This window comes from Archangium sp. (genome assembly GCF_057119385.1).
In genome coordinates this window covers 72,910-85,746 of sequence record NZ_DBNGVP010000075.1, presented here as the reverse complement: position 1 = coordinate 85,746, position 12,837 = coordinate 72,910, and the positions used below count along the sequence as shown (strand labels likewise).

7 protein-coding genes are annotated in these 12,837 nt (G+C 71.1%); 5 read left to right on the top strand and 2 right to left on the bottom strand.

Annotation, left to right across the window (positions count from 1 at the left end):
• The first annotated feature begins 49 nt into the window (after window positions 1-49).
• Window positions 50-1,282, top strand: coding sequence for a CHAT domain-containing protein (locus AC16DP_RS17985; RefSeq protein WP_329729360.1), 1,233 nt, complete (start codon window positions 50-52; stop codon window positions 1,280-1,282).
• Window positions 1,279-4,743, top strand: a complete 3,465-nt coding sequence (locus AC16DP_RS17980) for a WD40 domain-containing protein (protein ID WP_329729359.1) — start codon at window positions 1,279-1,281, stop codon at window positions 4,741-4,743. The genes AC16DP_RS17985 and AC16DP_RS17980 overlap by 4 nt, the downstream gene beginning before the upstream one ends.
• 9 nt (window positions 4,744-4,752) lie before the next feature.
• On the opposite strand, the gene AC16DP_RS17975 is transcribed toward AC16DP_RS17980, so the two are convergent.
• On the bottom strand, window positions 4,753-7,080 hold the full coding sequence (locus AC16DP_RS17975; RefSeq protein WP_329729358.1) for a YfhO family protein: 2,328 nt from the start codon (window positions 7,078-7,080) through the stop codon (window positions 4,753-4,755).
• A gap of 134 nt (window positions 7,081-7,214) precedes the next feature.
• Here AC16DP_RS17975 and AC16DP_RS17970 point away from each other — a divergent pair, with 134 nt between their 5' ends.
• From AC16DP_RS17970 to AC16DP_RS17960, 3 genes are all read left to right on the top strand, one after another.
• Complete coding sequence (locus tag AC16DP_RS17970) at window positions 7,215-7,778, top strand: SMI1/KNR4 family protein (RefSeq protein ID WP_329729357.1); 564 nt, start codon at window positions 7,215-7,217, stop codon at window positions 7,776-7,778.
• A 195-nt stretch (window positions 7,779-7,973) separates the two neighbouring features.
• Window positions 7,974-9,311, top strand: a complete 1,338-nt coding sequence (locus AC16DP_RS17965; protein ID WP_329729356.1) for a lysophospholipid acyltransferase family protein — start codon at window positions 7,974-7,976, stop codon at window positions 9,309-9,311.
• 16 nt (window positions 9,312-9,327) lie between these two features.
• Entirely contained in the window at window positions 9,328-11,580 is a 2,253-nt protein-coding gene (locus AC16DP_RS17960) for a hypothetical protein (RefSeq protein WP_329729355.1), read from the top strand.
• Between the two features lie 15 nt (window positions 11,581-11,595).
• On the opposite strand, the gene AC16DP_RS17955 is transcribed toward AC16DP_RS17960, so the two are convergent.
• Window positions 11,596-12,804: a CotH kinase family protein gene (locus AC16DP_RS17955; protein WP_329729354.1), complete on the bottom strand. Its 1,209-nt coding sequence runs from the start codon at window positions 12,802-12,804 to the stop codon at window positions 11,596-11,598.
• Window positions 12,805-12,837: the final 33 nt, after the last annotated feature.

Sequence of the window (12,837 nt, the reverse complement as noted above, 5' to 3'; positions counted from 1 at the left end):
CTGCGGACGGACTTCCGCAGGGACCTGCGGTTGATCGTGCTCGACGCCTGTGAGGGGGGCCAGACCCGGGGCCCTGGCCAGCGCGGCGGAGTGTTTCGCGCACTCGGGTGCCGACGCCGTCGTCGCCCACCTGTGGCCGGTCAAGGCGGACCTCGCCCGGCTGTGCTCGAGGTCCTTCTACCGGGCCCTCACGAGCGCCTCCTCCTCGCGAGGCGATGTGGCCAGCAGCCTCCAGCACGCGCGGCACACGGTGCTCGGCGCCTTCCATGGCAGCGCCGAGGCCTTCTCCCCGGTGCTCTACCTGCGAGGCCAGGACACCACCTTGTTCGACTTCCAGCGCCGCAGGGTGGTGCCTCCGCGTACCACGCCCCCGCCCGTCCGGCCGCACGAGCCCGCGCCTCCCGCCCTGTCCCGTCTGCTGGAGCGGCCCTTCACCCTGTTGCTGGGCGACCGCCTGCGCGAGCAGAGCTCCCTGCTGGAGGACTTCCGCACGCTGCTCCGCGAGAAGCTCGAGCAGAACGTGGGCGCCGTGCCCCCCGGCCTCTCCATGAGCGCCCTCGCCCAGCGTTACGCGCTGTGCTTCGGCGAGGAGAACCTCTTCTTCGAGTTCCAGAAGATGTTCGGCCATGCCGCCGAATCGCTGTCCTTCGTCCGGGCCATGGCGCGCGAGGTTCCCCCCGGCGTCCACATCACGCTGCTGCGCTTCCCCCTGTTGGAGATCGCCCTCGCCGACAGTCAGCCGCAGCGGCGCATCCACGTCATCCAGCCCTCGGGGCCGGGGGGCGGAGACGTGCCCACCGTGATGCGGCATGAGCCCGGTGAGCAGCGGTGGACCCAGGTCATGGAGGTCCCCGAGTCGTTCGATGCGCAGCGGGAGATCTTCGTGCTCCGGCTCTACCGGGGCTACCTGCCGCCCAACCTCTTCAACAAGCCCATGCTCACCGAGGACGACTACCTGCTGGGCATCGGCGGGCTGAAGGACATCCTCTCCTCGCCGGATCTCGCCGACGAGCTGCTGAGCGTGTTGAACACCCGGCCCGCCTTCCTGCTGGGCCTGTCCATCTGGACCTGGCACCACCGGATGTTGCTCTACCGGCTCTTCGGCAAGCGGCCGCTGCCCCTCGGCAGCCTGGTGATGCTCGAGCCGGATGATGCCGAGCGCGCGATGTGGCTGCGCGGGCAGAGCCTGCCGGGGAGGGAAGGCGTCCAGGTGCTCGAGATGAGCACGGCCGAGCTGATGGCCTACTTCCAGGAGCCGCCTGCCCAGGAGGGCGCCCGATGAGCGGTGGCGTGCATGTCAATCCGTTCCCCGGTCCCCAGCCCTACCGGTGCGCGGACCGGGAGCGCTTCCTCGGCCGGGAGCCGCACATCCGCAAGCTGGTGAACCGCATCCTCGCCCACCCGTGCGTCACGCTCTTCGGTCCCTCGGGCGCGGGCAAGTCCTCGCTGATGCAGGCGGGCGTCATCCCCGTGCTGGTGGAGGAGCAGGGCTTCCGCATCGTCCGCGTCGATGCCTGGCTGCGAGAGGAGCCGCCCCTGGAGCGGCTGGCACAGGCGATGTTCTCGGAGCTCGACCTGGGCGAACGGCCCGGTGGACTGGGCGCGCGCGAGGCCCTCGAGGAGGCGCTCCGGATGGCGGAGCAGCGCTCGGAGCGGCCGATCCTCATCTACCTGGATCAGCTCGAGCAGCTCCTGCTCCCGGGGCGTTCTCCGGTGGAGACGGGCGGACTGCTCGAGGGCCTGGAGGCGCTCGCGTCCATGCCCATCCGGGGGCTGCAGGTGGTGCTGTCGCTGCGGGAGGACTACCTGGGCCGTTTCCGGGACCGGGCCCGTGCGCTGCGCTTCGTGCTGGACCAGGGCTTCCGGCTGGGGCCGCTCACGGTGGGCGAGATGGCGCGGGTGGCCTGCCGGGTGGCCGCCACGGGGACGCCGGCCCAGCACTGGCGCGAGGAGGAGATGCGCGCGCTGATGCTCCAGGTGCGCACGCCCGGGCAGAGCGAGTCGGACGAGGCCGAGGTCCAGGCGGCCTTCGCGCAGATCGTCTGCCGGGCGCTCTGGGAGGAGCGCGTGGCGGGAAGCGGCCCGGCCGGGAAGGTGGAGGCCGAGCCCATCCTTCACCGGTACCTGGACGCGACGCTGGACGCGTTGGGGCCCCTGCACGGCGCGGCCATGACGCTGCTGGAGGAGCACCTGGTGGCGGCGGATGGGAGCCGGACGCTGCTGATGGAGCACCAGGCGCTGGCCGCGCTCCCACCGGGGGAAGGGGGGAAGGTGCTGGCCAGCCTGGAAGGGGCGGCGGTGCTGCATGCGGAGCAGCACCAGGGCAGCCGGTACTTCGAGCTGGGGCACGACTGGCTGGCGCGCAAGGTGCTCGAGCTCAAGCAGGAGCGGCTGCGGCTCGAGGAGGCGCACCACGAGGCGCGGCGCGTGAGGGCCATGCGGCGCAGGCTGCTCGTCACCGCGTCGGTGGCCGGCGTGGTGGTGGCGGTGCTGCTCCTCCTGCTGTTCCTGGCCGTGAACGCCCGGCACGAGGCCCTCAATCAATCCCTGCTGACGGGAGCGCGGGAGTTGTTGGAGCGCGGCCAGCCCGCCATGGCCGGGAAGCTGCTGCTCGAGGTGCGCGAGCCGGAGAAGGTGCCGGAGTGGGATCCACTCGCCCTGGAGGCGCTGGACGCCAACCACCTGAGGGTGACGCTCCCGGGCAGCGGGTTGCCGCTCAACGCGGCCGCCTTCAGCCCGGATGGGACGCTCATCGTCACGGCCTCCTCGGACGGGAAGGCGCGGTTGTGGCGGGTCACCGGCCTGGGCGAGCCCGTCGTGTTGGAGGGACACAAGGACGAGGTCCGCACGGCCGCCTTCAGCCCGGAGGGCGAGCGCCTCGTCACGGCCTCCGCGGATGGGACGGCGCGGGTGTGGCGGGTCTCGGATGGGCGGGAGCTCCTCGCGCCCCTTGCGCACGAGGATGATGTCCGGAGCGCCGCGTTCAGCCCGGATGGGGAGCGCATCCTCACGGTCTCCTCGGATGGGACGATCCGGGAGTGGCGGGCCGCGGACGGTGCGCCGCTGCGCGTGTGGAAGCTCTCCCGCGATGGGGACATGACGGTGAGGTACCCCGATGGCGCGGGCGCCCTCCGCGTACCCCGGGGAAACGGCAAGACGTTGTCGTCCGCCGCGCTCAGCCCGGATGGGGAGCTCCTCGTCACCACGGCCTGGGACAAGACCCCGCGGGTGTGGCGGGCCAGGGACGGCATGCCCCTGTTCACCCTGCATGGGCACACGGGGACGGTCCAGTCCGCCAGGTTCAGCCGGGATGGCCGGTTCCTCGTCACGGCCTCCTCGGACGGGACGGTGCGCCTGTGGCGGGCCGGGGATGGCACCCAGGTGCTGCTGCTGGAGGGGCACGAGGGGCCCGTCCAGTCCGCCGCGTTCAGCCCGGATGGAGCGCTCCTCGTCACGGCCTCCATGGATGGGACGGCACGGGTCTGGCGCATCGAGGATGGCAAGGAGCTCCTCGTGCTGAAGGGGCATGAGGGCCCGGTCCAGTCCGCCAGGTTCAGTCAGGATGGGACGCTCATCGTCACGGCGTCCTGGGACGGAACCGCGCGGGTGTGGAGGGCCCAGGGCCTCGATGCGAAGCAGCCCCTGGTCCTGCGGGGACACGGGGGACCGGTGCAGCTCGCCGGCTTCAGCCATGAGCACCTCGTCACGTTCACCCGGGACGAGCCCGTGCGCGTGTGGCGGTCCAGCGGCCAGGTGGAGCCCCTGCTGCTGACGGGGCTCGGAGATCGGCCCTCCTCCGTCGCGGTGAGCGCGGATGGTGAGCGCGTCGCCACGACCTCCTGGGATGGCCTCCTCCGGGTGGGAAGGTCCGATGGCTCGGGTGGGGTCCTCGTGAGGGAGCTGGAGCACAAGCGGCCGGTCACCGCCATCGCGTTCAGCCCGGACGGCCAGCTCATCGCCACGGCCTCGAGGGACAAGACGGCGCGGGTGTGGCGGGTGGCGGATGGCGCGCGGATCGCCCTGCTCGAGGGACACCTGGGGGCGGTTCAATCCGTCGCGTTCAGCCCGGATGGGCAGCTCCTCGTCACGGCCTCGAGAGACAAGACGGCACGGCTGTGGCGGAGCGGGGACGGCACGCTGGTCCGCGAGTTGAAGGGACACGAGAGCGCCGTCCTCTCCGCCGCGTTCAGCCGGAATGGCCGGTACCTCGTCACGGCCTCCGCGGATGGGACGGCGCGGGTGTGGCGGGTGGCGGATGGCAAGGAGCTCTTCGTATTGAAGGAGCACCTGGGCGCGGTCCAATCCGCCACGTTCAGCCCTGACGGAGTGCTCATCGCCACGGCCTCCGCGGATGGGACGGCGCGGGTGTGGCGGGCGGCGGACGGCAAGATGCTCCTCGTGCTGAAGGGGCACCAGGGACCGGTCCAGTCCGCCCTGTTCAGCCCGGATGGCCAGTCCGTCGTCACGGGCTCCTGGGACAAGACGGCGAGGGTCTGGTTCCTGCCTTCGACCCGGCTCGCGACCGCCCAGCTCGCGGAGGCGCTCGAGAAGGACAACCAGGACTGTCTCACCGTCTTCCAGCGGCGGGCCTATCTCAAGGAGCGCAGGGGTGTGGCCCGGACGCGGCACGAGCAATGCGAGCGGAAGCGTGAACGCATGATCTCGGAGGGGTGGACGAGCTGGAGCGGCGCGGCTGGGACCCCCGGCGGTCCGCTGTCCGCCTCCGCGACGCCGCACCGGTGACGTGCCCGGTCAGGCCGGAGCGGGCGCCTCCGGGCGGGCGTCCTGGCCGCGCCTCGAGACGAGCGCCAGGAGCACGAGCACCAGCACGCCCGCGAGCGTCGCCTGGAGTCCCGAGTGGAAGCCCGGATCCGTGAAGGAGAGCTCCACCTGGTGCGAGCCCTCCGGCACCTCGAGGCCCATGAGCGCGCCGTTGACGATGCGCACGGGCACCTCGTTGCCATCCACGGCCGCCGTCCAGCCCGGGTAGGCGCTGGTGGCGAAGACGAGGAAGGTGCCTCCCGCCGACGCCACCACCCGCGCCCGGGCGCTCCGGGGACCGAGCTCCACGCCCGTCACCTCGGCGGGCCCGTAGGTCCTCGTCGTGCCTTCCTCCACGAGCGCTTCCTGGCGCGGGTCGACCTTCCCGGAGCCCAGGCGCGCGAGGGCGTCCTCCAGGCTGGCCACCGCGGTGGTCCGCGTCACCGTCCGCAGGCGCTGGGGGCAGTCGGGGAGCTTCGTCACCGCGAGCCCCAGGGCGGGCTCGGTCAGGAGCACCTGCTCGCCCGGGCCCACGGCCTGCGCCGCCTGGGCCGACGTCAACAGCAGACAGCCCGCGTAGAGCTCCGCCACCCCCTGCGGCCGCCGTGCGAACACCCCCATCAGGCCCGTCCAGCGCCGCAGGTCCACCGCGCTGTAGCTGGTGACCTCCTCGAGCCCGAAGACGCCGGAGAGGTTGCTCTTGAGCGTCTCGTGCTCCCACTCGCGCAGACGGATGAGCCCCTCGAGGTCCCTGCTCGGAGGCGCCGAGGCCTTGAGCGCCCTGTCCATGCGGAACAAGCGCGTCGGCGGTGAGCCCGCCAGTTCCCGGAGCCGGGCCGCCAGCGCGGGCTCCTGGTAGAGGGAGGCCGGCCCGAGCCACACCGTCTTGCGCGCCGTCCACAGCAGATCCACCGCCACCAGCGCGAGCACGCCCACGGCCACCGCGCGGCTGCCGGGCTTCCGGAGCGCCAGCGCCGCGAGTCCCAGCATCAGCGCCGTGAAGCACAGCGCGGTGCCCACCGAGCGCGCCGCGTTCTCCAGGGGGCCGCTCGGATCCGCCCGGGTGCTGGCCGCCTGGAGGAGGGAGGCGAAGAGCTCGCGGGCCGTCTCCGTCGCGACTCCGGTGAACAGGAGGGCCACCCCCATGAGGCCCGCGGCCACGCCCAGGGGAATCAACCGCCCGCGCGAGGGGCCGGTGACGAGCGCCCTCGCGCCGGACGCGGCCAGCACCGCGCACCCGAGCACGAGCAGGACGACGTACTTCTCCGGGTAGCGGAAGAACCGGAACGGGGGCTGCTCGAGCAGGAAGGACACCGGGGAGCGTTCACCCAGGGCCAGCAGGAGGCCCAGCGCGCACAGGCTGAGCGCGAAGCCGGTGAGCCGGTCCTTCCTCGCGCCCAGCACGGCGAGCACGAGCACCGTGGCCCCCAGGTAGATGCTGAGGGCGAAGGGAATCGCGCCCGGTCCCTTCACCATGAACCAGGCCCAGAACTGCGGCACGCCGAGGTACTCGCCGAAGGGGTAGGGGAAGAGGAACTCCAGCATCCGCACCGGGTGCAGGTTCCAGCTCGCGAGGTAGCCGACCCCGGAGCCGCCGCGGGTGGACTCCGCCAGCAGCTCGAGGGCGGGGAACACCTGCACCCCGGCGAGCAGCAGCCCGAGCGCACCGGCGCCCGCGAGCGCCACCAGCCGCTCCTTGCGGCCGGGGAACCACGCCACGTACGTCGCGGCCACCAGCGCCGAGTAGAGCGCGGATTGGGGATCTCCCGAGACGAGCTGCGCGGCGATGAGGAGCGAGAGGACGGCCAGCCTGCGCAGGGGGAGGAGCTGGGATTGGAGGACGACGAGCAGCCAGGGCGTCCAGGTCCAGCCGGAGACGAGCGGTCCGAAGTTGCCCAGTCCGGCCATGTAGCCGGTGAGCCCGAGGGCGAGCGTGCCGGTGAGGGCGGGAAGCACCTCGAACGCCTGGCGCCGCAGGAAGACGAAGAGCCCGAGCTGGCCCAGGAAGTGGTGGAGGACCAGGAGGAGCGCGTAGGCGGTGGGGAAGGAGAAGACGGCGAAGAGGAGGTTGGGCGGGTAGAAGACGCCGGCGTGGATGTCCGCGAGGAAGGGGAGCCCACCCTGGTGGAAGGGATTCCAGTGCGGCAGGCCGCCGAGTGCGAAGCGCGTGGCCTGGGTGGGCCAGTAGTAGTGCATCACGTCGCGGTAGAAGAACGCGCGGCCGGGCAGCAGCCCCCCACCGTAGAGGGCGAGAGACGCGAGCAGCAGCAGTCCAGGCGCGGCGAGGCGGTTCAACGGCCGGAGGGCGGGAGAGGCCATGAGCGCTCCGGGTATAGCATCCCGGAACTGGAGGAGCCGGGTGGAAGCGGGGCTCAGTCCGCGCGTGCGCTTCCTGCGGCTTTGCTTCCCTTCCGCTCCCGTGCTCTGGCACTGGAGGAGGTTCTGGAGTTCTGATGAATCCCTGGGAGCAGATGAAGTTCGAGTCCCTGGCCACACGGCCCGGTCAGCTATCGCGAATCCAGCAGTTCGAGCAGCTCATCGGAATTCGCCTGCCGGCCGATCATCACCAGTTCCTCCTGGACGTGAATGGCGGCAGGCCCGTTCACCCTCAAGCACCCCATCCGGACGAGTACCCCGTAGTCACGGTGGAATGGCAGGGCCGTCCGCCCAAGGGCGTCCTGGATGAAGTGATCGTGGACTACCTCTTCAACGCCGAGGACTGGGCGGGCATCTACGAAGATCAAAGGAGTGAAAGCCTGACGCTATCGGGTGCCTATCGGGAGTTCGTCCAGGAGGAGCCACGCATTGCACCTGGGTTCATTCCCATGGGGTCCGACCCCGGAGGCCACCTGTTTCTGCTCGACGTGAGCGGAAAACGGCCTGGCTCCGTCTGGTTCTGGGCCCACGACTGGTTCGACGCCGGCAAACTGGGGGAGGAGTTCTTCCACAACCTTGGGTTCATCGCGCTGACCTTCTCCGAGTTCATCTCGAAGATTCGATTCAAGACCCTCGATTGAGGCCGCGCCGACGATGAGCCACGTACCCTGGGATTGCGTCCCAGTGGACGAGCAATCCATCCAATGGCAATAGAGGAGGGGGGCGCTCCAGTTCATGCGCGTGTTGGTGTCCACGCACGCAGCGTGCGGAGGCGCCGGGCCGGGCGGGTCCTGGGCCGTGCCCGGGACGCGAGCGTCCGGTGTACACTGCGCGCCGTGTTCTACGGCATCGTGCGTGCGGTGGTGGCCCTGGCGCTGCGGCTCTTCTACCGGGTGAAGGTGAATGCGCCCCCGGCCGAGCCCGAGGGCCCGGTCATGTTCGTGGGCAACCACCCCAATGGGCTCATCGACCCGGCCCTCGTCTTCATCCTCACGCGCCGGCACGTGACGTTCCTGGCCAAGGAGCCGCTCTTCCGCCTTCCCATCATCGGCTGGCTGCTCAAGGGGCTCGGGGCATTGCCGGTGTACCGCAAGCAGGATGACCCCTCGCAGATGGGCAAGAACGAGGGGACGCTGGACGCGGCGCGCGGGGCGCTGGTGGCGGGCCGGGCCATCACCCTCTTCCCCGAGGGCAAGAGTCACTCGGAGCCCTCGCTGGCGGAGCTGAAGACGGGCGCGGCGCGCATCGCGCTCGGGGCGGCGAAGCAGGGCGCGCCGGTGCGCATCGTCCCGGTGGGCCTCACGTACGCGGACAAGCACCTGTTCCACAGCGAGGTGCTCATCGAGATGGGCACCCCCATCGAGGTGACGGACTTCCTGCCGGCGGACGCGGCGGCCGAGGGCGAGTCCGTGCGCCGGCTCACCGAGCGCATCGCCGAGGGGCTCCGCGCCGTCACGCTCAACCTGGACCAGTGGGAGGAGCTGCCGCTCATCCAGCTCTCCGAGCAGCTCTTCGCCTTCCGGAAGAAGGAGGCGCAGGATCCCGAGCGGCTGCGCAACTGGGCGCGGGGCCTGCAGCTCTTCCGCTCCGAGCAGCCCGAGCGCTTCGAGCGGGTGCGGGGAGAGATGGTGTCCTTCCTGCGCCGGCTGGAGCTGGTGCGGGCGGACCCCACGGACCTGGCGCTGGAGTACCGGACGGGCCCGGTGGCGCGCTTCGTGGTGAAGAACCTGCTGCTGCTGGCGTTCGGCCTGCCGCTGTTCGCCCTGGGGCTGGGGCTCTTCTACGTGCCGTACCTGGTGCCGAGGTGGGCCAGCCGCAAGGCCGAGCTGGACGTCCAGGCGACGGTGAAGTTCCTCGTGGCGCTGGTGGTGTCGCTGGCGTGGTGGGGGGCGCTGACGGTGGGGGCGTGGCTGTGGCGCGGGGCGCCGCTGGGGCTGCCGGTGCTGCTGGGCGTGCCGCCGCTGGCGCTCTTCACGCTGTACTTCTCCGAGCGCTGGCAGGTGTTGCTCCATGACGTGGCCGTGTTCTTCACGCTGGGCAGCCGGGGACGGCTCAAGGCGCGGCTGCTCACCGAGGGCGAGCGCCTGGCGGCCGAGGTGGAGCAACTGGCCGGGGAGTACCAGCCGCGACTGGACCCGGGCGGAGCGCCATTAGCTGTGGTAGCAGGGCGGTGAGCTTCCGTGCTCGACCATGCAACCGGGTGACGACAAGTGGCCTGAGTCCATCCAGGCGCTCTATGAGCAGGTGACGGGGGCCAGTCCCGACGCCGTGCTGTCGTCGCGTCCTCAGTGGTCGGAGCAGCTCACCGAGTGGGTGCGCAACGCCACCCTGGACGAGCGCGAGATGGCGCAGACGGCCGCCTGGTCCCGGCTGGACTCCGGCGAGCGCTCTCCGGGCGAGCTGTTGTTCCTGCTGGCCCACGGCGGCGAGCTGCTGTGGCCCTACACGGCGCCCCCGAGGGAGCTGCTGCAGCGGCTCATCTCCCGCCGGGAGCAGCTCCTGCTGGCGCTGAACGTGCAGGGCCAGGCCGAGGCCGTGGGGCCGCTCATGGAGCAGGTGGGGGCCGAGGTCTCCAAGGTGCTGACGCGCTACCTCAAGCGCCACCCCGAGGCGCTGACGGAGTTGGTGAGCGGCGTGCGCTGCACCTTCGACGGCCGGGTGCTGCGCTTCCACGACACGGTGGAACTGGACCTGAAGTTCCTGCTGGGCTCGGAGAAGCGGGTCATCGGGCGGTTGGATCAGCTCCGGGCGCTGCTGCCGCACCTGCGCGAGGGCCGGGACAAGCTGGTGGCCTTCATCCGGGAGCGGGCGGCGCGGATTCCGTGGCGCGAGTGCCGGGACGTGCTGGAGGAGAAGCTCTTCCAGATGGTGGCGTCGCCCGAGGGCCGGAGCGAGCTGCGCGGCTTCCTGGGGAGCTACGCGAGCGGGAAGGGCGAGGCGCGCTGGTGCACCCGGGCGAGCCTGCTGCTGACCAGGAACCTCGAAGAGGGAGGCGCGTTGGCGGTCATCGAGAACCTGAGTGAGTTGCTGGTGTACTTCGAGGCGCCGGTGGAGGGCCTGAGAGGCGCCCTGCAGGCGCTGGTGGCCAGCATCCACGAGGACAAGGAGCTCGAGCGGCACCGGGTGGTGGCGGACAAGTGCTGGGAGCACCTGAAGCCCAAGGCCGAGCCGGGGCTGGCGCTGGTGCTGCTGTGGCTGGAGGAGCGCATCTTCCGGGTGGCGCTGCGGCAGGGCGCGGAGGACGCCTTCGAGCGGCGGAACCAGGCGCGGGAGCGGGTGCGCGAGCTGCCGGTGGCGGAGGCGCTGTACTGGCTGGCGGAGGAGTGCGCGGACCTGTGGCCGCGGGTGGAGTCGGAGCGGCGGCCCGGAGCGGACGAGCTGGCGGCGTGGAGGCAGGAGGTGACGCGGCGGTTCGTGAAGAAGCCGGTGCTGCGCAAGGCGGCCATCGAGTTCTTCCTGTGGTGCGCGCCGGACGCGGCGGCCTCGGAGGCCGAGCTGGTGACGCTGTCGCTGGTGAAGACGGGGACGGACCGGCGGCTGCTGCGCAAGCTGGGCGAGCACCCGTCCACGCGCGTGCGCTTCCGCGTGCGGGCCATCAACGCGTGGCTGGCGCACGGGGCCGAGTCCGCGCCCGAGCCGGCGACGCCCGCGACGTTGACGGGGGCGCTGCGCCACCTGAGGGCCTCTGGGGCGATGACGCTCGGCGGGGGCAGGACGTGGCTGAAGGACCGGGACCTGGAGGAGTTGCTGCTGGGCGCGTTCAGCCGCGTGGAGCGGGATTTCTCGGCGCGCTACCCGGAGCACTTCCGCGAGGACGAGGCGCGGCTGGTGACGCGGCTGCTCGAGGACCTGCGGCACGAGTTCGAGAGCATCCGCTCGGACCTCTCGATTCTGCTCTCGCAGGGGCAGCCGGTGCCGCTGGAGTTGGAGCTCCAGTACCGCAGGACGCGGGAGCCGGTGGAGGGCGAGCCGGCGCCGGAGAACGCGCGGCCGGCGGGAGTGGAGCTGGCGTTCGTGCTGAAGGTGGAGGTGGACTCCTTCCTGACGACGAAGCGGGCGGTGCTGGTGCTGGCGAGGAAGCTGGAGCACCGGGGCGAGTGGGCGCCGAACCTGCGGCTCGGGCGCGAGCAGGTGGACGGGCTGTTGGGACAGACGGAGGCTTCGTTCTGCCTGTTCCTGGTGCCGCCCTCGTTGCGCGCCGAGTGCTGGATGGTGCCGGCGCGGCTGGTGCGAGGGCTGATGGATGCACAGGGCTCGCTCTCGACGGTGTCCCGCGAGGGAGCGCAGCGGGTGGCGCGCTCGCTGGCGCAGTGGATGACCTACGACTTGCTGGGCCTGTGGACGGGCGACGACCGGCCCGCGGTGCTGGCGCGGACCGAGCCCGGCGCGGAGCGGAGCCCGGACTTCATCGTGGAGATCTCCGTGCGCAAGCGCGGGCAGTGAGGGGCTCGCGTCACGTCACGGCCCGGAGGGGGGCAGGAGCCCTTCGAGGAGGATGCGGCGGCCGCGGAACAGCTCGAGCTGGAGGGGGAAGCGCGCCTGGAAGTCCTCCAGCTCCTCACGGACCCGTGCGTCGTCATACGGCACGGACTCGATGACGGTGTGCACCGCCTCGGCGCGGGCCTGCATCGCTTCATCGCTCCAGACCTCGCGGACCACCGTGTGCAGGCGCGCGAGGAATCGTGCCTTCAAGGAGGGGTGCTCCAGCACCCGCTGGGCCAGACGGGACTGGGGCACCTGGAACGGGTCGAGCTCCGGCTGATCCACCAGCTGGTCCATCCCCTGCGGCAGGAAGACGAAACGGCCATCGCCCGGCCGGTGGTAGAGGTAATAGTTGTTGAGGTTGAGCGCGTAGCCATCCCAGTGCGCGAGCGCCACCTCCAGCGCGTAGCTGGTGAGCCAGGCGTCCACGTCGAGCACCGCTTCCAGTTGCTGCTCCAGCGTGTCATCCGGAGCCGTCTCGACGATGTCGGCCAGCACCTGGAGGTCCTCGCGCGTGCGTCCTTCCTCCTGCTCGTCCTTGAGGTCCAGCAGGGCGGGGCTCCCCAGCGGAGCGGCGAAGTCCACGCAGCAGGAACCCTCGTAGAGGTTGCCGTTGCCGTTGCCGAACATGCCGCGCAAGGCGCGTTTGTCGTAGGCCTCGCGCACCACGTAGAAGCCGTAGATCCTGCCGTTGAGCACCACCAGCGCATGCGCGGTGCGTGGCGCGGCGAGCCCCGCCCGGCGATACAGCTCGTAGGCGAGGTGTTCGTTGAGCAGGCTGCGGTCCTGGTGGGCGTTGTTCAGCAGCAGCTTGTCCAGCCCCTGGTAGCGCTGGCCCTTGACGAACTCGTCGAACTTCAAGCTCCAGCCGGGCTTGTCCGCCAGGGTGGAGCCCGAGCCCAGGCTTCCCTTCTGGCGGATGCCCACGTTGTGGAGTGAAACCCCGTTGAGGGTGATGTCACAGGGGATGCGCTGCTCGTGGTCGTGCTCCAGGGCGTCGAGGTGCTCGGGAGCCACCTGGATGGAGACGTAGTGGAGGAAGCGGGTGTCGAAGGCGTGCCAGTCGTGCGGAAGCTCACGGTGCGGAAATGGCGCGGCCGCACCTTGGATGTGCTCCGGCCTCCGGGCGTCCGGTGGAGTCTCGTGTACCCGGGTACAAGCCCCCAGCACCGAGAGCAGTGCCACCCCCGCCCACCACCCGCTGGCCCGCTTCGGACA

Coding starts and splice junctions, on each gene's coding strand:
- AC16DP_RS17970 (WP_329729357.1), top strand. CDS start 7,215: ATGAATCCCTGGGAGCAGATGAAGTTCGAGTCCCTGGCCACACGGCCC.
- AC16DP_RS17960 (WP_329729355.1), top strand. CDS start 9,328: ATGCAACCGGGTGACGACAAGTGGCCTGAGTCCATCCAGGCGCTCTAT.
- AC16DP_RS17980 (WP_329729359.1), top strand. CDS start 1,279: ATGAGCGGTGGCGTGCATGTCAATCCGTTCCCCGGTCCCCAGCCCTAC.
- AC16DP_RS17975 (WP_329729358.1), bottom strand. CDS start 7,080: ATGGCCTCTCCCGCCCTCCGGCCGTTGAACCGCCTCGCCGCGCCTGGA.